Annotated in this window: 21 protein-coding genes; 1 reads left to right on the top strand and 20 read right to left on the bottom strand. The window is 61.9% G+C overall.

The features are described from left to right. Nucleotides 1–6: 6 nt before the first annotated feature. The 20 genes from GGD62_RS38135 to GGD62_RS38040 all read right to left on the bottom strand — a co-directional run bounded on the left by GGD62_RS38135 (nucleotide 7) and on the right by GGD62_RS38040 (nucleotide 18,035). Nucleotides 7–3,222 (bottom strand): DUF4815 domain-containing protein, encoded by a 3,216-nt coding sequence (locus GGD62_RS38135; protein WP_183713926.1) that lies wholly within the window; start codon nucleotides 3,220–3,222, stop codon nucleotides 7–9. Next, nucleotides 3,222–3,920 carry a hypothetical protein gene (locus GGD62_RS38130; RefSeq protein ID WP_183713923.1) on the bottom strand — a complete coding sequence of 233 codons (699 nt, stop codon included), beginning with the start codon at nucleotides 3,918–3,920 and terminating at the stop codon, nucleotides 3,222–3,224. The genes GGD62_RS38135 and GGD62_RS38130 overlap by 1 nt, the downstream gene beginning before the upstream one ends. Further along, nucleotides 3,904–4,755 (bottom strand): hypothetical protein, encoded by an 852-nt coding sequence (locus GGD62_RS38125; RefSeq protein ID WP_183713920.1) that lies wholly within the window; start codon nucleotides 4,753–4,755, stop codon nucleotides 3,904–3,906. The genes GGD62_RS38130 and GGD62_RS38125 overlap by 17 nt, the downstream gene beginning before the upstream one ends. Further along, nucleotides 4,755–5,612, bottom strand: coding sequence for a baseplate J/gp47 family protein (locus GGD62_RS38120; RefSeq protein ID WP_183713917.1), 858 nt, complete (start codon nucleotides 5,610–5,612; stop codon nucleotides 4,755–4,757). Before GGD62_RS38120 ends, GGD62_RS38125 begins: the two co-directional genes overlap by 1 nt. Beyond that, entirely contained in the window at nucleotides 5,612–6,025 is a 414-nt protein-coding gene (locus tag GGD62_RS38115; RefSeq protein ID WP_183713914.1) for a GPW/gp25 family protein, read from the bottom strand. Before GGD62_RS38115 ends, GGD62_RS38120 begins: the two co-directional genes overlap by 1 nt. 53 nt (nucleotides 6,026–6,078) lie before the next feature. Then, nucleotides 6,079–6,795, bottom strand: a complete 717-nt coding sequence (locus tag GGD62_RS38110) for a hypothetical protein (protein WP_312014329.1) — start codon at nucleotides 6,793–6,795, stop codon at nucleotides 6,079–6,081. A 113-nt stretch (nucleotides 6,796–6,908) separates the two neighbouring features. Beyond that, a complete protein-coding gene (locus tag GGD62_RS38105; RefSeq protein WP_183713908.1) occupies nucleotides 6,909–7,436 on the bottom strand; it encodes a hypothetical protein in 528 nt (175 codons plus the stop codon). Between the two features lies 1 nt (nucleotide 7,437). After that, complete coding sequence (locus tag GGD62_RS38100) at nucleotides 7,438–7,791, bottom strand: hypothetical protein (protein ID WP_183713905.1); 354 nt, start codon at nucleotides 7,789–7,791, stop codon at nucleotides 7,438–7,440. Beyond that, nucleotides 7,791–8,234 carry a hypothetical protein gene (locus tag GGD62_RS38095; RefSeq protein ID WP_183713903.1) on the bottom strand — a complete coding sequence of 148 codons (444 nt, stop codon included), beginning with the start codon at nucleotides 8,232–8,234 and terminating at the stop codon, nucleotides 7,791–7,793. Before GGD62_RS38095 ends, GGD62_RS38100 begins: the two co-directional genes overlap by 1 nt. Then, the gene (locus tag GGD62_RS38090) at nucleotides 8,234–9,292 is read right to left on the bottom strand and encodes a major capsid protein (protein ID WP_183713902.1); all 1,059 of its coding nucleotides are present in this window, start codon (nucleotides 9,290–9,292) and stop codon (nucleotides 8,234–8,236) included. The genes GGD62_RS38095 and GGD62_RS38090 overlap by 1 nt, the downstream gene beginning before the upstream one ends. A gap of 39 nt (nucleotides 9,293–9,331) precedes the next feature. Then, nucleotides 9,332–9,694, bottom strand: coding sequence for a head decoration protein (locus tag GGD62_RS38085; protein ID WP_312014328.1), 363 nt, complete (start codon nucleotides 9,692–9,694; stop codon nucleotides 9,332–9,334). A gap of 11 nt (nucleotides 9,695–9,705) precedes the next feature. Continuing rightward, nucleotides 9,706–10,998 carry a S49 family peptidase gene (locus GGD62_RS38080; RefSeq protein ID WP_183713899.1) on the bottom strand — a complete coding sequence of 431 codons (1,293 nt, stop codon included), beginning with the start codon at nucleotides 10,996–10,998 and terminating at the stop codon, nucleotides 9,706–9,708. Then, nucleotides 10,995–12,611, bottom strand: coding sequence for a phage portal protein (locus tag GGD62_RS38075; protein WP_312014327.1), 1,617 nt, complete (start codon nucleotides 12,609–12,611; stop codon nucleotides 10,995–10,997). The genes GGD62_RS38080 and GGD62_RS38075 overlap by 4 nt, the downstream gene beginning before the upstream one ends. Next, the gene (locus GGD62_RS38070; protein ID WP_183713896.1) at nucleotides 12,608–12,814 is read right to left on the bottom strand and encodes a hypothetical protein; all 207 of its coding nucleotides are present in this window, start codon (nucleotides 12,812–12,814) and stop codon (nucleotides 12,608–12,610) included. The genes GGD62_RS38075 and GGD62_RS38070 overlap by 4 nt, the downstream gene beginning before the upstream one ends. A 52-nt stretch (nucleotides 12,815–12,866) precedes the next feature. Next, a complete protein-coding gene (locus GGD62_RS38065) occupies nucleotides 12,867–13,736 on the bottom strand; it encodes a macro domain-containing protein (protein ID WP_183713893.1) in 870 nt (289 codons plus the stop codon). After that, nucleotides 13,733–14,239, bottom strand: coding sequence for a TIR domain-containing protein (locus tag GGD62_RS38060; RefSeq protein WP_183713890.1), 507 nt, complete (start codon nucleotides 14,237–14,239; stop codon nucleotides 13,733–13,735). The genes GGD62_RS38065 and GGD62_RS38060 overlap by 4 nt, the downstream gene beginning before the upstream one ends. Before the next feature lie 221 nt (nucleotides 14,240–14,460). Further along, nucleotides 14,461–14,733, bottom strand: a complete 273-nt coding sequence (locus GGD62_RS38055; RefSeq protein ID WP_183713887.1) for a hypothetical protein — start codon at nucleotides 14,731–14,733, stop codon at nucleotides 14,461–14,463. Nucleotides 14,734–14,748: 15 nt separating this feature from the next. After that, on the bottom strand, nucleotides 14,749–16,695 hold the full coding sequence (locus GGD62_RS38050) for a phage terminase large subunit family protein (protein WP_183713884.1): 1,947 nt from the start codon (nucleotides 16,693–16,695) through the stop codon (nucleotides 14,749–14,751). A gap of 174 nt (nucleotides 16,696–16,869) precedes the next feature. Continuing rightward, the gene (locus GGD62_RS38045) at nucleotides 16,870–17,451 is read right to left on the bottom strand and encodes a terminase small subunit (protein WP_183713881.1); all 582 of its coding nucleotides are present in this window, start codon (nucleotides 17,449–17,451) and stop codon (nucleotides 16,870–16,872) included. A gap of 2 nt (nucleotides 17,452–17,453) precedes the next feature. Then, entirely contained in the window at nucleotides 17,454–18,035 is a 582-nt protein-coding gene (locus tag GGD62_RS38040; protein ID WP_183713878.1) for a deoxynucleotide monophosphate kinase, read from the bottom strand. Between the two features lie 728 nt (nucleotides 18,036–18,763). On the opposite strand from GGD62_RS38040, the gene GGD62_RS38035 reads away from it, so the two are divergent. Then, nucleotides 18,764–19,009 carry a hypothetical protein gene (locus GGD62_RS38035; protein ID WP_183713875.1) on the top strand — a complete coding sequence of 82 codons (246 nt, stop codon included), beginning with the start codon at nucleotides 18,764–18,766 and terminating at the stop codon, nucleotides 19,007–19,009. Nucleotides 19,010–19,037 lie beyond the last annotated feature (28 nt).

The raw sequence follows: 19,037 nt of genomic DNA, 5'->3' as shown, positions 1-19,037 counted from the left end.
GGCGTATTAACCCGTGGTGGACTTGACCGCGACGGCGCGGATGTTGCGAGCATTCGAGCGAGCGGCGGGACCGCCACCGATCTTCACGTAGGCGCGCGACACGGCGAGATTGACGTGGTCGAGCATGTACTGACGCTCTTCCCAGCCATCGCCAAGCTGCGTCGCCTTTTCGAGCGTCAGCGCATTCGGGGCTGACCACACCGGCAGGCCAGCGTTGACGCCGGTCTGAATCTTCGCCTCGAACGTCGAGTTGCCGGGCAGATACACGTCGAGGATCAGGCGAACCTTCGAGTCGGTGCCTGCCTCAAAAGCGCGCGTGATATAGTCGCCGGTGGCCTGGATCGCGCCCGCCACAACCTGAACGTAGGGGAGCATGATCGGCCAGAGGTTCGTCTTTCCGGTCACGCGCAGACGGACCTTCAGCGTGCCGGTGATGGCCTGGGGCAGCGAAACGTTGACCGCAGGGGCGGTCACGTACTTCGCACCATTCGGAGCCTCGAACTCGACTTCGATAGCGGTGCCTTCGGGACGCTCGGCCGCGAGCAGCGGCATCAGGTCCGAGCAATCCACGACGGGCAGATCGCCGACCTCAATCGTGCGAACCGCTTGGGCGAACTTGGCGCAGCGAAGGCGGAAGCCCAGCGAGCGGCCAGGCTTCGGCAGCCAGGTACGCGAGTCCGAGCCGTCGAGGAAGGTGCCCAGCGGGAAGGCGTTGCTCGTCACCCAGCCGTTGATCTGGTCAAAGCCGCCCAGGTCTGCGATGGCAACCGAATGGGTCGAGTCTTCGGTCAGAAGCGTGATGGCGTAGCTGCGATCTTCGCGCAGGGTGACGGGACGTTCGAACGAGGCGAACGTCCAATCGCTTTCGACACGGGGAGCAACCGAGAGCGGATCGATGACCTTGACGTTGTGCATATCAAGGATCGACTCTGCGACGACGCGCTCGGTCGGAAGGCCAAGCTCGACCTCACGGATTTGCACCCTCACCGGCTTATTCTTGTCGCCAACCTTGGTGAACTTAACGTCCACGCCGAGCGCCTGCCGGGGCTCGCTCAGACGGAAGGTCTGCGCCAGCGGATCGGCGCTGTACCAATAGGTGGTGACGATGGTGCGCTCGTTGGTGATCGTGGTCAGCCAACCGTAGGCCGTGTAGAGCGCGTTCGCGGTCGAGCCGCCGACGCCCTCGAACGCGACGTGCTTCACGCCGACCGGAACGTTCGCCGGAATCTGGAACGCCGAAGTCAGCGTGCCGTGTTCATCGGCGCGGATCGTGCCCGCCGGAGTCACGTCGATGTCGTCGAACGTCACCTTCTTCAGGACTTCGTTGTAGCCCCACTTGTGGATGGTGAAGCCCACCGAGCGCTGCCGAATGGTCTCTTCAGCCACCGTCGCGTTGTTGACGATGCGGTCCGTGGTCTCGGTCGTGGTGCCGATCAGCGGCCCAGCGGCGAAGTTGGTGCGCTGCCACGCGACCCTCGACGTGAAGACCGAGGTCCAAACGTCCTGCGTGTCGGTCCAAAGATCGACGGACGGGTTGAGCGCGACATCGGTGGCCGGGGGTCCGAACGATGCATAGGGGTTGATCTTCGACTCGCCGGTGATCTGGCGCTGCTCGAACACGTTATCGAACGTGTAGGTGAGCGCCGTATCGGCGGGCATCGTCGTGACGGTCGGGATGATCGGCAGCCAGAGCAGGCCGCCGAAGATCGCGCCGGTCTGCGGAAGGCCCTGATCGCGCATGTCGTCGTCGAGCAGCGGATCGACGAAGACGCCCCGCTTCGATGAGACTTCCTTGCGATCCACGTCTCGCTGAAGGCGCTCTTCAGCAACCAGCGCGTAGAGATCACTGACCATCGTTTCGAGGCTGCGCAGATCGGCGAAAGGCATGCGGACGGTCGCGACCTGCTTGATGGTCGGAACAAGGCCCCAATTGTTGTAGACATCGGCCAGCTTGTGCAGCGTCGGCGCAACCGTAGTCGGCTGCGGAGCGTACAGGGAGCTAATGCCCTTCAGGTAGGAGATCACGCCTTGCTGATCGACCACGATGGCGTCATAGCGCGGCAGCTTGGTCTCGTACTTGATGAAGGCGGTCGTGTCGTCGGCAGCGCCGGTGATGTCGAACCCATCGCGCGTGATGTTGGTCGGCTCGGCGCTGGTCAGGTAGCGATACGTGACCTGATAAGTCGAGCCCGGCGCGACCTCCGCGCCGCTCGGCGACCAATCGACGGCCGCGCCGGTCAGCTTGTAGTCGGCGGTGGGCGCATAGACGGTCGCTCCCTGCTTGACCTGCCGGATCGAGAGCACGGTCGGATCGGGGAGCGTGTCCGACGCGCCGGTGAAGGTGCCGTGCGTCAGCGTCACCGTCTTCTCGGCGATGATCGTGACTTCCTTGATCGAGGCGATGGGCGCGAAGCGAACCTTGATCGTCTGCGTGCCGGAATTGACAGCATGCGGCTCGTCATCAAGCAGCATGATCTCGGGCTCTTCCGTAACGCGCAGGCGAGCGGACGCAGGCCGGGTCCGCTTGTAACCCCAAACGTTGATGGTTCCTTCCGAGATCGTGAAGGTCTGCTTGCCGGACTCGTCGAGGCCCAGCGCCTTGACGTTGAAGCCTTCCACGACATAGCCGCCGTGCGCCTCGCGGTCATAGCGCGCGAGCAGGTTCACCCAGGCGTCGTCCATGCCGGGTTCGTTCGGCGTGTCGATAGTGCCGTCCTTGATCGTATAGATCGGGAAGAAGTCGCCTTCCTCGCCGTCGCCCTCATAGCCCCAGCGGCCGAGCATCGCCAGCGCCGAAGCGCCGGGCTCGCCCTGCGCTCGCGTACCCGGAGCCATACCCTTCAGCGTCGGGTCCTGCTCATAGGTCACGGTGAAGGTGCGCAGACGGATGCCGATGACGACCGTGCCGACAGCCGAGATGACGAGCTTGCGGGCTTCGATATCATGCACCGCCCCGCGAATGTAGACCTTGGCCGCCGCCAACTGCGCCTCGACCTTCGCGTTGATGATCGGGCCGAGCACGATTGCGCCACCGCTTACCAGCGAACCGTCGCGCCAGAACGCATCGGCGACGCCCTTCAGCCGGTTCGCCTCGATGTCCTGAATGACGTTGATTTCGTTGGAGGTCAGGAAGCGGTCATAGTGCGCGGCAAGACGCTGATAACCCTTCGTCTTGTCGAAGGTGTTGATGTATGCCGGAAGTTGGTCGCGAGCGTCTGCCATTAGATCACCAGAACGTATGAGAATCCCTGCCGCTCACTCGGGGAGCGAACCTTGCCCGCGAAGCGGTCGAGCAGGAGTAAGTATCCCGGCTCGGCGACCTGATCGGGAGTCAAGTACAGTTGCCCTTCAGGCACTCCGGGCTTGCGCGTGCCATCCACGAAGATGCCGACCTCGCGGATCGTTTCGTTGGCAGCTTCGAGGTAGTCGAAGAGCACGCTGCAATAGAGATAGCGCGTTGCAGTCGTCGAGATCGTCCAACGCTGGCCGCCCGGCGTGCTGATGTTGCCGTTGTCGTCCGGCACGACGAACTCAACAGACGATGCGATGCGACGGCCCACTTCGTTGACCAAGGCGATCTCTCCCGAGCCCAGGGCGGGCGTGCCGTATTGAACCTGCGCTTGGACGGTTCCGCCCGGCGCGATCTGACCGCCGTTGACGCGCGTCACCGCGCCGGTGTTGGCGTTGAACGTGTAGTCACGCGGCGTCTCATAGGTGAGCGCGTTGCCAATGTCTTTCAGGGTCAGCGCCGAGATCGGCGTGTGTTCGAGCGTGAAGCGCTCCGGCGAACCGGAGAACGTCGCGTTCTTGACTTCCGTCCGCCCCCACCAAGAGTCCCCTCGCCCCCAGGCGAAAAACATGGTGCGAGCTTTCAGGGCGGCGGCGAGACCTTCGCGCCCGCTATTAACCAGAAGTGCCATCGGGTCCTCCGTAAATCGTGAACTGTTCAATGTTGGAGTAGGAGACGCTCGGCCAGGGCGTTCGCGGCCAAGGCATCAGAACGTCCTTCGCGAAGTCGATCTGTTCGCCCGAGAGCGACGCCTGAATGGAAACCACGGACGGCTCGACGACCTCGCCATCGAGCAGCGAGCGGTCGAGCACGAAGCCTTCCTCGAAGCGGGCGACGCCCTCGACCGACGTGAAGACGCCGCCGTCGAAGTCGATATTGAAATCGACTTCCTCGCCGTGCTGCTTGCCGAACGACAGCTTCGGCTTGATGCCGGTGAGATAGACGCCGGACCAATCATCGAGCAGCGCGCCGTCAAGGCGCATCATGTCGAGGCGCATCGGCCGGATGTCATAGCCGCCATAGATGCGGCCCAGGACGCTCGACGCCTTCTTCGAGAGGTTCGCCAGCCCGATCAGGTTGATCAGCGTGTCTTGGTCCGGCCGCTCCGTGAGCCCGATCTGGAACAGGCCCCAGCGCACGGCCTTATGGTCGCCGCGCTCATAGATGCCGTCGAGGCCCAGCCAATCGAAGACGATCTCATACGCTTCCACGCGGCCACGGAGCGTCTGCCAGCGCTTGCCTTCCTTGTAGAGGCGCTGATGGTCCGCGACGAACTCGGCCGCGTCTTCGAGGCCCCAATGGCGCAGCAACCACGGCAGAACGTCTTCGGGGATCACGTCGAGATAGCGCACGTCGATGATCGACTGCACCAACGCAGCATAGCGCGAGCGCGAGTCGATGGTCTGCACCACGGATCGCTGAAGCGGCGTTGAGTTGCGCGGGACGATGTCGATCAGGTTGGTCATCAATAGGACCGACCCTTGAAGTTGAGCTTGACGGTGCCGAGCGCCACCGCCTCATTAGGCTCCACGCGCGTGTAATCGTTGGCGGCGGGCGAGATCATGACAATCCGGCGGACGCCGGAAGTGCGCAGGGACGCGATCACGAAGTCAGCCGTGAAGTCCCACCCCAGGCGACGCGCTGCGGCGAACTCGGTCTTCAGTCGATCTTGGGCCGTCTGCAACTCGCCCGCCGGGGCTTCCGGCAAGAGCCACACATCAGCCTCGACGTTGACGACGCGAATAACCGCCGGGACGACCTGAACGTGATCGTTGTCGCCTAGGACAAGCGGATTGTTCAGCGCCGCATTGACCGTCGCGAGCAGGTCAGCGCTGGCGACGCCGTCGCCTTCCTTGGACAGGATCGAGACCTTGACCCCGCCCATAGCATCGCCCGTAACGCCAACGTCGGCCACGCGGAGCGGGTCGGCGGCGAAGGCGTACCTTTTGTACCAATTGTCGGTGAAGCCGCCCTGCCCCTTCTTGCGCTCGCGCAGACGGCGTCGCAGGTCTTCAAGGGACTCGCCTTCGGCCTGCGTCAAGTTCCAATCGGACGCCTGCGCGATCAGGTCCGCGCCCTGCGCGAAGTCGAGCAGCGTCGCGCGGAACGTGTCGTTCAACGACGTGACATAGAGCAGATCGCCGTAAGCCGCGTGGCGGCAGAAGTTGTTGATCGGGTCCGACCGCAGCATGTACGTGTCCCAATTGAGACCGGCGGTCTCAAGCAGGCCACGCATCTGCGTCAGGCGCGCGTCGAACAACGCCTGGAACGCGGGCTCGCGCTCGATGACAGGCAGCGGCAGGTTCGGGAGCGGCGCGTCCATCAGACGTAGCTCCCGACGATCAGATTGTCAGAGAGGACAACACGGCCGCGCGCATCGCGGGCTTCCGAGTAATCTCCGAGATGACCGCGAGGGTAATAGATGCCGTCGATATCGAATTGGGCGTGACCCTGATCCGTCATGTCGGCAAGCTCCATCTGGATGATGCGAAACCGAGGCTCTTCCGCCATCAGGGACTCGGGGCTCTTGCGATTGATCGCCTCCGGCACGGCCGCGTAGAAGTCGATCAGCGTCACCGGCGACACGGCATGGTCAACGAGGCGCGGCATCTTCGAGCCGAAATCGCGGGCCATCACGAGCGACTTCAGCGAAGTGCTCAGGATGGTCGCAATCGACTGCCAGACATCTTCGATGCCTTCGAGAGGCTTGCCGGTGTTGAGATCAATGGTCGCCATAAGGCGCACCGTGCCGCGTCGGCAGGGTCGCTTACAGCCTGATCCGGTCGCTCTTATTTCGACCGGACCGCCTTCGCGGGTTGATCGCTGACGATCTCGACCGGGATCGCCGGTCTATCGTCCTTGCCGCTCGCGCCCAGGTACGTCATGCCCGCCAGAACGATCTCGCCCGCTTCGTGCGCCGACGTTTCCGCCGTCGACTCAAAGGTGTCGCCTGCCTCGATCTCGACGTTCTCTTCCATCTCGATCTTCAGGTTCTTCGCCTTCAGCGTGATCGTGCCGTCCTTCATGACGATCTTGCAGCCCGAGCCTTCGAGCGTGATCGAGCCCTTGTCTTTGATGCCCTTGATTAGCCAGTCGCCCGTATTGCGGTCGTAACTGATCTCGCCAAGGATCTCGTCTTCCTCGCCGTCCTGCCCGTCCTGATCGCCTTCGCCGCCCTGATCGCCCTCGCCGCCTTCGCCGCCCTCGCCGTCCTGGCTCTTGGGCTTGGCGAAGACTTTGCGCCAAACACCCGCCTTGTCGGTCGTCTCCTTCTCGTCTTCATTCTCAGGCGTATACGTGCCTGCCGGGTAGACCTGCGCGGTCGCGAGCTCACCGCCCTCCGCGAGCAGCACGACCTTCTCGCCTTTTTCGAGGAAATGCGTCTCACGGTCGCCCTTCGCCCGCATGCCGCCAGCCGGGAGCCAATCCGTGATGTTATGATTGTCTTCGTCGTTCTCGTCGCCGATCAGGACGCGATACGCCGGGGGCTGGCGCTTGTAGTCCACTTCCTTGATCTTGCCGAACTTGACGACATCCTGCGCCCGCCGGTCGATGTCCGTCGCTTCCGGATCAGCAACGCCGCCGGTGCTCGCGGGATCGCGGAGAAACTTGACCATGATTACTTGCCCGCCAGGAAGTCCGCCATCGCGGCATTGATGTCGTTGGCCGTGACGCGCGGACGCCATTCAGTGCGATAGATGACCTGCCAAACGAGGCCGATAGCGCCAATGGGTCGCTTGACCTGCTCGGTGATCACGTCGATGTCGGACTCGAGCAGCCGCATGCGGGCGGACTCGAAACCGGGGATCACGAAGCCCTCGAACGCGACTTCCATCTGCTCGGCCATGTCGTCGAGCTTGTCGTCAACGGTTTCGCCGCCGAGCAGCATCGCCTCCGTGACCAGCGTCAACTCGCGCTCGATATAGGTCGCGTCGCCTTCCACCCCGTAGTCCTTCTCGGGGTTGTACTTCTCCATGCGCGCATAGACGAGAATGGCCGGGCCATCCTCTTTCAACTCTTCCTCGTTCACGGGAGCCATGCGGCTCGCATACACGCGGCTCTGCGCGGCCGTGCGATACTCGCCGTCAACACTCTCGGCGAGCCGGGCTCGAAACGCTTCTCGGATACGCTTGCGAGGATGCGCCATGTCAGTCGTTCGCCATGAGCAAGAGCAAGGTCAAGCCGGTGCCATCCGGCCGCTTGTCCTCGATCCGATATTCTTGGCCCTTGATCGTCAGCTTTTCGCCCTTTCGGCCGCCCTTGAGCAGATCGGACGTGCGGCAGAGAAACGTCGGGCCGGTGGACGTGACGCTCGCGCCCATCTGCATCTGGAACTGCGTCCCGTTCCAACGGTTCGGATTCCAGTTGCTTCCTTCGTCGTCGAACTGCCCAGGAATGTCCTTGGGCTCGACGGCTGGATCGCGGCTCACGTAATGCGCCTCAACCCCGAACTCGTCGGGGTTGAGGAAGATCAACAGATCGTTGTCGGTCTCGACCGGCATCAGACGCCCGATGCGCGCAGGGCCAAGGCAGCGTCGATCTCTTCGTCGGTAACATCGAAACCGACGATCTCTTCAATCGGCTTCTGCTTCGGCTTGCCCTGACGCTGACCGGACTTGAAGAAGTCCTTCTTTTCGTCGAGCAGGTCGATTGCGGACGAGATATCCGCGATCCGAGTGCTCGCGCCGTCCGTCTGATGCGAGGCGGGAGGGACTTCATCAGCGGACGGCGCGTCGCCGGGGGCATCACCGGCGGACTCGATACCAGCGAGCGTGCTGGCCGAACCCAAAGCGATCTCGGCCACGGCCGAGACCTGATCGTCGGCGAGCTTGACGCGAGCAGGCCCGAGGGCTTTCGCTTCATTCTCGCTCATTTCGATGGGCGTGCCGGGCGGAAGATACCGCCCGTCACGCTTGATCGTTACGAGGCCGCGATAGATCGGCATTACTTCACCTTCGCGCCCAGGGTGCCGTTCACGCGGTAGGGCGCGATCAGCGGAGCGGACTGGCCGAGGATGTACCGGACGGACGGGTCCTCCTCCTCCCAGGACTTCACGAAGAAGTCGCGGGGCTGGATACCGGCCTTCAGGTCCATGATCGCGCCGAAGTGACGGACGCCCTCGATCTCGCGCGAAGCCATGACGACTTCACCGGCCGGGAGCACGTCCTTCTCGACACCGTCGAGCGGATCGACGTACTTGTCGGCGTGGACCCACAGGCGGTAGTCGCCGAACTGAGCGACCAGACGGATACCGGGGGTGATCAGGATCGGGCCGAGCGACGCACGGGCCGACTCCAGGGTCGCCTTGGTCATGTCGATCTGAAGACGCATCGCCTTGGCGACCGCATCGGTGTCGGGACCGGCCAACTTGGCACGGATGGTCTTCCACACGTCGCTCGCCATGATCACGTCACGGCAGGTCAGCGACGAATGATCGAAGATCATCTGACCCCAATCTTCGATGTCGTCGAGCGGGTTGACGGCGGCGTTGTCCCACTTGTCCGTGCCGGTCAGGACGATGCTCAGTTCGGCATCGCGACCGAAGTCAACAAGCTGCTCGGGATAGTCGTCGCCCTTCAGGACGAGCTTGCCGGTGCGCAGCACTTCGGCCGACATGACTTCCAGACGGCGGGTCCACATATCCAACTGCTCGCTCACGGCAAAACCGATGGACGCGGCAAGACGCTGCTCGGGCGACAGGGAACCGCCGATCTTCTCGCCAGCACGGCGCTTGAACTGGCCGCTCGGCTTGAAGACGCGCTTGTCCTTGATGTAGGCCGGGGCGAGCGACTGAGTCTTGTAGCCCTTCTCGCGGATCACCTTGCCCGCGACGATGGGCGAGACGAGCGGCGAAATCAGGCGACGACCCTTCACCGAGTCGAACTTGATGTCTTCGGTATTGGAGGTCTCGGCGGTCGTGAAGAACGTGTTGAGGAAGAACGCCGGGTTGAGCGGCAGTTCCTCGACAACACGGTTGAGGGCGGTGGTCGAAAAGAGGTCCATAGGTAGGGCTTCCCGTTGCTTTCTTCGAGGTTGTCTCGGTTAGCCCATCGGCTTAACGAGCCAGATCGACTTCGTGCGGAAGACCGCATCGACCGATCCGAGGGTGTGACCGGCGCCGAGGATCAGCTTGTCCTGATCGACTTCGCCAGCGATGTAGACGATGGCCTCAACGTCAGCGGAGGTCGCATCGACCGCCTCACTGAGGATCGCGTCGGGGACCTGCGAGCCGTCGTTAGCCGCGAGGATCGACTTGAGGTACTTCTTGTCGGCCGTGACCTGACCGAGCACCGTGCCACGGTCGAGCTTTCCAGCGCCCGACTTGATCGTCACCTTGCGGGCGCGGTGGTGGCCGAGCATGAGCATGCTCGGGACGTATGCGCCTTCGTTCTCAAACTTAGCCACCTTGCGGCTCCTTAGTTGCCGGACGCGAGCTTCATCGCGCCGAGAATTGCGTTCACAGCGGCTTCGTCGCCCTGCGCCGTCTCCTGACCGTTCGACGGAGCGACGCCAGAGTTGGCTTCGGTGTCGGACTTGATGTCAGCGGCGCGCTCGGTGCGCTTGGCCTTTTCAGCAGCCACGATCATGGCCGAGAACTCATGGGCCGAAGAGCCCGTTTCGATAGCCTTTGCGGCCATGTCCTCGTAACCCGGCAGCGTCAGGCCCATGATGTCGGTGACGCGCTTGCGCTCGGCCGCGCGGGCCTCTGCGGCGACATCAATGGTCGCGGTCGTGGTCGTGGTCACGGCTGCGGTGGTGGTCTCTTCCGGCTTGGTGGTAGCGGCCGTCGCGCCAGTTTCGTCCTTCATCTCTTCCTCAACATTGGCTTGGCCTTCAGCGGCCGGATTGAACCCGAAGTGGGCCTTCGGGCTTTCACCGCGAGACAAGCTCGCGAGAACCTGTTCGAACGTCGCAACGCCATCGGCCATCCCGGCATCGACTGCCGCCTTGCCGATCAAGACATCGCCCTGCCCGAAATGTTCGAGCGCGTGTTCGACGCTGACGCCGCGATACTTCGCGACCGTCTCGACGAACACGGCGGCCATCGCGTCCACGCGCGCTTGAACGCGGTCGCGGCCTTCCTGGGTGTTGATGTCCACGCGCTTGTAGGGCGACTGCGAAGACACGAACTCGATGGTCTTGATCCCGCGCGCGGCGTCCTGTGCAGACGTGTCCCGGTAGCCCGCCACGACGCCCATGGAGCCCAGCGCAGCGGTCGGGCCGATAATGAACTCGTCGGACGCAGTGCCCAGCCAGAACGCAGCGGAGGCCGCCTGATCGCCTGCATAGGAGACGATGCGCTTACGGCCGCGCACTTCGTTGATCGCCGTGGCAAGCTCCGCAACGCCAGCGGCCTCGCCCCCAGGCGAGTGGATGTTGAGCAGGATCGCGCTGATCGAGGCGTTGTCCGTCGCGGCCTGAAGGTCGCGGCGAACGGTCTCGTAAGCGGTCGCGCCGCAGAACGTGGTCATGAGGTTGGCGCGCTTGAACAGGGGGCCAGCCACGTCGATCACGGCGACGTTGCCGCGCCGGGTCGCGCGTTCGGAACGCTCAAGCTCTTGGCCCCGATAGGCTTCGAGCATCTGCGGCGTGATCTGGTTCTCGCGCGCGGCGATCTCCATGATCTGGCGCAGAGCCCCCTCTTCCATGGCCCAATTCGCCGTGAGAGCGGCGTCGAAGATCAGCGGGTTGCGGACGTTGACGGTCATTGCTTCTTCTCGGGCTTCTTCGGCGTCGGGGTCTCTTCGTCGTCTTCGCGGTTCTCGCTCACGTCTTCCTTGACTTGCGAGCCCATGCCGGACGGAGCGAGGATTTCGGGTTCGAGCTTCGCCGCCGCTCGGGCCTGATGCTCGCGAGCGCGCTGCGCCGTGGTCTGCTCGAAGTCGTCACCGCCGCGCTCGATGATGACCGCTTCGATGGTGCGAGCGCCCAGGTTGACGGCTTCGGTCTCGGCCTTCCATTCTTTCAGCGGGTCGAGGATGATCCGCGCGGGGCCGATCCACTGAGCGCCGAGCCATGCAGCACGCTTCACGGGATCGTTGAAGAATCCGGGAGCCTCGATCAGGCCAGCGTTGATCGCGTCGGTCAGGAACCACTCGTAAACGGGAGCGCAGAAGTTGCGGACAAGCCACGTCCGGCGGTCGCGGAAGAACTGTGCAGCCATCTCCAACGACGCCCTCGACGCGCTGTAGCTCGCCGTGAAGTGCATCATGAGCAGTTCGAACGGGATCGAGAGCGCGACGCCGATCTGCCGCACAACGGATTGGAAGAACGGGTCGAAGTTCGCGGTATTCGCGGGCTGCGCCGTCTGAATCTCTTCGTCGGTGCCGATGTCAACGATAGTGCCAGGCCCCATCGTAACTTCGTTCGCGCCCATGCCGGGATACGCCCCCGGAATGGCCGGTGCGATACCATCGTCGCCCTGGGTCTTCAGGAAGACGGTGAAGAATGACGACACGACGGCCTTCATCAACTCAGCTTCGCTGTAGCGGTCGAGTTGCTTCAGGATTTCGATGACGGGGGCAAGCTGCGGAATGCCACGGTTCAGGCCGGGGCGCATGCGCTCGAAGATATGGAGCACCATCTGCTCGCCGGACTTCTTGCCGAAGGCCGGGACCTCCGTGAAGCCGTTGACGGTGTACGTCACTCGCTCGCCGGGATGCTCATTGAGCACGAAGTAGCTGACCGGCGCGCCGTCTTCGTCGATCTTGACACCGTCGCGGATCAGATACTCGCCCTGCAACTCGGTCGGCGTGCCGACGCGGTCGGCCTCGATCACGTTGAGGGCGAGCGGCACAACGGCGTTGGGACGCTTCGGCGCGCGGCGAAGAACGAACGTGTCGCCGGACTCGAACACCGCGTTGAAAACGAGGCCCTGAAGCTCATAGAAGTTCTGCGTGAGCGTGATGTCGCAAAGTTTCGACTGCGCCCAAAGGTCGAACAGCGTCTCTGCCTTGCGCTCCCACAACTCGGCGGCTTCCGGCGAGAGGCCGAGCAGCTTCGGATTCAGCTTCGAGCGCACGCGCAGGCCGGTGCCGACGACGTTGCTCTTGGAGGTCTGCTTCGCACCGGCGGCGATGGGGTTGTTGCGGCCGAGATCGCGCGAGCGGCTGCGCAGCGCCGGGAGATCGCCCAGCGAGTCGGAATCGGCCGAGCCGGGGTGCGTCTTCCAAGCCTTCAGGGCCGCGCGGTTCGACTTCGCACCGGCGTATTGGCCCATGTAATTGAGCGAGAGGCGCGCATGGTAGCGGCGCGTCGCGAAATTGGGCGCGACGCCCGCCAGAAAGCGGTCAATCAGGGTCGGGGCGACGGGTTTGATCACAGCGGGATCACCCGCTGAATGCGGAGACCGCCCCGCTTGGCCCGCTCGGCCTGCTTTTCGAGGCGCTGAGCGCGTTGATCGAGTTGGCGCAGATCGGCGCGCCAAAGCTCACGATCCTTGATCGTGTAACGCTGACCGTTCTGCTCGACCGTGGAGATCGAGTTTAAGGTCTCTTCAAGCTGCTCTTCGACGGTCTTTGCCATGACCCGAAGCTACGGGACATGGCTCGCTCGCAAGAGATCGTTCCGATCTCCCTTAGTGGTGCAGGCTCATTGCGAGATAATCGCGAATTTCGAATAGGTTAACTTCATAGCGCTTTGCATCGTCGGGATGCACCACGATAGCCAGTTTGTTTGCGAATGCCTTTTCCTGCGAAGCATCAGCAAAGGACTGAGCAATAAGTTCGATCACTTTTCTACGCGGCAACTGCAATCGCCCCCGACCGGTACCTATAGGTGGCATTGCCAATTCACCTATCTCACCTTGGCTCCCCACGAACTCCCACAGCTTTTCCAAAGAAGTGGCAATCTGCGATTGGGTTGACCCCGCGGTCCCGTGCTCATTCAACTCCGACATGGCAAGAAAGTAGAAGTTCTTGCCATGCGCCGGAATTTTGACGACCGTGCCGAACGGGTATCGTTTCTTGTTTCCGGGACTTATAGCGTCGGTGTACGGCACTCCGGCCAAAGCCTTTTTTAGCTGCTTATCGAGTTCGTCGGTCTTCCCATCAAAGAAACGTGCAACAACTTGGCCCTGTACGCTCTTCGGCGATATCAGTCCGCTTGCCATGTCCGTATCGAAAGTCGTGTTTGTGCTGACGACAATGTCTTCTTTGCTGGTTAGCAGGTCGCCGATACGCACTTCGTAACAAAAGTCCTTTTTTGGAATTTTGTAAGTGACCTTCAACACCGGCCTGCGCGAGAGCAAAACCCATACGACGGAGATCAGAAGCATCGCCCAAAAAGTGATGCCCGGCAGCGTGTCTCGCGGTATCACCTTGAACGAATCAAGAAGCCCAATGATTAGATTCTGAGCGCCAAGAGCCTTCAGAAGGTCAGCACCAGCCTGCTTCGAAAATAATGCGTACTTCCAATATGACCGTGTGAGGTACGATGCGAACCTCATATAGCAAAGCCCAGCTTCTGGTAGATGGAGTCGTTGTACACGTAAGCCCCACTCTTGCCTTGCGCGCGATAGGATTTATGGCTGACCGGCCAGTTGTCCATCGCGTATGAGATTATCTTTTGGCTAAAAGGCACGAAGACCGCTAGTTCATCCTTGATTGCGGGCGGGCATCGACCATCACTCTGCCGGGAGCCGTTCAAATTCACACCGACTATTGGCAAATCCAGGCGCAGAGCTACCTCCATTTCCCATTTGACGAACTTAGTTAGCAGCCTCGTTTTCTCGCCGATGAGGACGATGAGAAGTTTCGAGTTGGCAAACCGCTCGCGTAGCTGCCGCTTGATGCTTTCTTCCTGACTTGAGTCACGCGCAGTATTGAGGTCGTGCGCATTGTGGAAATTAAAGTCATGGTGCTCGTTGTCTTTCCATGCCTGCATCAGTCGATAATAGTTCATGTCAGTATCACCATCGAAACAGATGTAAGTCTTGTTGCGATACGCCATGGCAGATTCCTTCTTCTAGGCCGGGCCAGGGGGTGATGGACCGTTTAGGGACCAACGCCCCTGGCCGATTCAGGCCAAATGCAATATTTTCAATGATTAAGATGGGACACGGCAAGTTGCTTCGACATCTGTCCACAACTTACGAAAAAACACAAGCGGAGGGCGATCCTCTCGCCTAACTACCCGCTTAGCCAGGAAATGAGAGAGCGGCAGATAGCGCCCTATCGCGCTCGCTTGGGCGCTTCTCTGAAGATCACGACATCGTCAGGCGGCACGCCACCGGCGAGATAGATGCGCAGAAGCATCTCGATAGTGCCGGACACTGCCGACTTGCCCTTCTCCATGTTGTAAACGTGGTCGGTGCCGTGGTCTTCAGACAGCCCAAGGGCGCGCACAAGCTCTTGCGCGGTCAGCGCGGCGCCTCCGGGCTTCCACATTTGGCCCAGCTTCGCACGGGCGGCTCGAACATCATCTCCGGTCATCATGCTCTTCATCTAACCGCTCGATTCTTAACTTTCAACGCCACGACTGCGGATGCGCCGACGCCCAGGAACGGCCTGGGGAGCCGCCGGGGCGGGTTCTTCGCGCGCGACGGTCGGCTGCGGAGCGGCATTCAGCGCGTTCGCCGCTGCGGCGCGCAACGCCATCAAACGGCGCTCCATATTGATCCCGAGCGAGAGCCGAGCCGCGATGTTGTAGACGCGGAGATCGAGCGGTTCGTTGCGCTGATGGACCTTGTGCCATTCCTTCGTGACGAAGCCCTTCCTATCGGTCTTCAGCACGGCTTTTTCGGCGGTCAGGCCCTCGAAGAACTTCTTGTCATAGGTTTCGAGCAGCGGGTAATGGCAGAATCCGGGGCCGGGTTCTTTCACTTCGAGCCGCTTGTAATGCATGTCCTTGGCCTGATCCACGCCGAGCACGAAGATCGTGACGTTTTTGGCCTTGTTGACGGTGCCCTTCACCGGCCAGATCGGACGGCCGGGGCCGCCGACGCCCTTGATCGCGTAGACGCGCCGCGCAATGCGAGGGCGCACGAAGTTGTAGACGTGTTGGGTGAAGTGACCGCCAGAGTCGATGCAGGCCGCCTCCACGCGCATCTCGACACCGGACGGATGCTTGAACGTGCGCAGCAAAGCGTTATCGACGACCTCCCAAAAGCCGGGCGTGTTCGGCGCTCCATAGTGTACCTTGTAGTCGAGCGACCACGATTCATCGTCCTGGCCCCAACCGCACCACTCGATTTCGGCGCGGTCGTCCTGAATATCGACCGACCCGGTGACGCAGCCGACACCGGCCGGGAGGATGATCGAGGCATCGTACTCTTCGCGACGGGCATAGATCGAATCCGGGTTAGCGCGCTCGCCACGCTCTTCCCAGGTCTCCGCAAGACGCGTGTTCACCCAGGTCTTCAAGCGCTCGGGGTGCTTCTTCACCAAGACGAAGTCGCGCGCCATCTCGCCGAGGGCGCGCCACGGTGACGCGATGCGGTTCAAATGGAAGCCCGCGTGCCCCTTCACTTCCGGCTTCGTGGCGATCCACGCGCCGCGTTGGATCGCCTTCAGCCGCTCGGCCTCGCTCCACCCGTGATCGCACACTTCGCCGGTGTCGGGATCACTGTATTCGCAGTGATAACGCGCCGACATCGGTTCGTTGTCGGGCCATCTGACCTGCGCCCAGCGAAGATGTTGCATGTGGCCGCACTTCGGGCACGGCACGAAGAACCGGCGTTGATCGCTTTCCTCATAGGAGGACTCGATGCGCGACGCGCCCTTGATCGTCGGCGTCGAGACCAGCGCGATCTTGCGATTCCAGAACGTCGTGGTTCGTTCGATAGCGAGCGAGACCGGGTCGCCTTCCTTACCGGCGCTCGCCTCATAGCGATCAACTTCGTCGCAGAGCAGAATGCGGATCGGACGCGACGCGAGCGATGCAGGCGAGTTTGCGCCCGCCATGGTGATATGCCCGCCCGCATATTTCTTGTGAAGGATCGTGTCTTCGGAGTCCCGCGCGCTGTTGCCGAGCTTCGCCGCGAGCGGAGGCGTGTCGCGGATCATCGGCGCGAGACGATCCTTCGAGTAGGCTTCGGCCATCTGCAACGTCGGTTGCAGAATGAGCATCGGGCACGGGTCGAGATGGACGTGGAAGCCAGCCACGTTGTTGATGACTTCCGTCTTCACCGTCTGCGCCGCGACCATACAGGTGATGATCTCAATCTCGGGGTCGGCGAAGGCATCCATGATGCCGCGCGACGGCTCGACCCGAGCAGTTGACCACTTGCCCGGCTCCGAAGACGCTTCCGGCGAGAGCACGCGGTATTCGTCCGCCCACTCCGAGACGGTCAGCTTCGGCGGCGGACTGAAGCTCTGCGCAATGATCTCGCGGACCTGCGCACGAAGCCGAGCTTCATACGCAGCGTCCTCACGAAATTCATCAACTACGGCGACGGCGGAAGTCATTAGGCATCCGGCTTGCGCTGATATTCAGGGCAGCGCTGACGCGCATCGGTGGGCTGGTCAAAATGGATCGAGGCGGCACGCTGACACACGCCATGCCACTCCCCTTCCCGTTTCCAGGCGGTGCAGACTTCGCAACTGTTAGGCGGCCACTTCATCCACGAAGGCTTGAACTCACTAGTCGTCATCTTCTTCTTCGTTCTGCTCGACAGGTTCGGACGGCGGCTCGACGTGAGGCTCTTCCTCGACCGGATCGTCCGCCGACATCTTGATTTCGTTCAGTGCTTCGAGGATCAGCCGCTCAACTTCGTTGACGAGCTTCTTCGTGCCTTCAGGAGCGCCGACTTCGAGTTGGATCGCAGGCCGTAGCTTGGATGGGATGCCAAGCAGTCGCGCGCGAGCGTTGGCGATCTCGTTCGAGAGCACCTTGGCGACCATGTCGATGGGGCGCACAAGCTCCATCTTCGTCGCCAATTCCAACTCTGACAGCTTCGCCTTCGCGATCTCATTGCGGAGGCGCGCCTTGTCGATGGTGATCTCTTCGCCGCCTTCCTTCAGCGTCGCGGCCGTATGTGCCTTGCGCTCTGCCCGCTCACGCGCGAGCAGCCACTTCAGCACGTCTTCCGTGTCGAACTCGAACTGCTTGCCACGGCCGCCGTGCGACTTGACCGGCATTCCGTTCTCGACCCATGCGGAAACCGTCGGCAGCGAATAGCCGAAGATGTCCGCAAGCTCTTGGCGGTTGACGGTCTTTCCCATGATCAGCCGATCACGTTGCTGCGGTCCGTCCGCGCAACCAGATCGGCCACGACGATGTCCATCTGCCGGAAGGTGGACGCCATGTCGCCCTGATAGTTGAGGACCGAGCGATGGGCCTTCACTTCGGCCTGCGCCTTCTCGGTGCGATGTTCCTGGGGGGTCAGGCCGGGGCGAACGATCTCGACCACCCAACCGCCCATGCGGTCGATGGCTTCACCCTCATTAGCGTACCGCACGTCCTCGAAGACGACGCGGGCCGGTGCCTGCATGTAGAGCCGGTCGGTCTCGGTGCCGATGAAGAAGTCCGAGCCCATGTGATCGCGGCCCCAAAGCCCCCCGAGCCCTTCCATGGCGTGCCGGGGTGACTTGCCGCCCAGCCAGGGCGACGGCTGCTCCTTCAGGTCGCCGTCGATCATGCGCTCGATGGTGGCTTCGTCGCAGCGCCGGTAACGCAGGTAGGCGCGCAGCATGTCCTTCAGCGCGCCAGCGAACCGGCCGCGTACAAACCCGTGATTATCGATGAGATGGCGGGCGACGGTGGTCTTGCCGGACCCGATAAGGCCCTTGAGGCCGATAACGATCATGGATGGAGGCTCCGATTGAGAGCCATACGGTCTCAATCGGTATTGTTTCTTTCGAGCGCGTTTCGGTATCCCTTCGCCGCGCCGGACAGCCGCCGGACCAAACTATCAATTTCCCCCTATGGAAATCGCCAATCTGATGTTTTGAGGGGCAAGCCGGGTGGGCTCGCCGCCCAGGCTCCACAACCGCGCCGAGAACAGAAACCCGCTTTTGAAGTTTTATCTCTAGCGGAGTCGGGCGGTCGCGCGTCACCCGCATGGGGGAGCGCCCCGGAAGGACCCAAATACCTTTGTGCGTTGCAATAAGAGAATAATCTTCTGTTGACGTCGCGATGTATAGAAGAAAGTGGTTGTTTCCGCTTAATTCATCTCAAAGCGGCCGTAACCATCGGTTGTATCCCCGACACAACCGCTTGCATGCTCTGCCATCCGCAGAGGCCAGATAAGCCAATGATTTCAACGTATTGAAAGCGGTTTCGCTTTCGATCTTGCGCGCTTTCGCAACCATTCGAGCGCGCTCGAAACAGCCTGGTTAAGCGAGGTCCAGCACGTAGATATTGCAGCGCTTTCTTCGCAGAAACCGCTTTGTGCTACGCGTTTTCCGGCTTTAGACCGGCTTGCCATGGCCCGTCCGTTTTCCATCCGTTGAACCCAATTGACATCCGCCGGCTTTAATCGGTATTGGCTGTCTAGCGACGGATGGCCCGTCGCAATCAACGGATGGAAGGCCCATGCTGCACTCAATCAAGACAACCCGGTTTAACGTCACGGTGCGCCGTATCGCGACGGGTTGCGACTTTCACATTTCCCTTTTTGCACGGGATGAGGCGACCGCTTGCGAGCGCGCAAAGGATCGCGCGCGCTTCGCCGAACGTATCAGCCGCGCCAAGCTGGCGACCTTGGAAGCAAACGGCATTGCCGTTTTCCGCGTCGTTTCGTCCGGCATCAGCCCCGACCAATCGCGGCCCATTGGCTAACAGCCCCGCCCCTCGCCTTTCCCCTCTC

This window comes from Bradyrhizobium sp. ERR14 (genome assembly GCF_014198235.1).
GTDB lineage: Bacteria > Pseudomonadota > Alphaproteobacteria > Rhizobiales > Xanthobacteraceae > Bradyrhizobium.
Note: the sequence above shows the minus strand (reverse complement) of the source record. Positions and strands in the feature narration are given on the sequence as shown.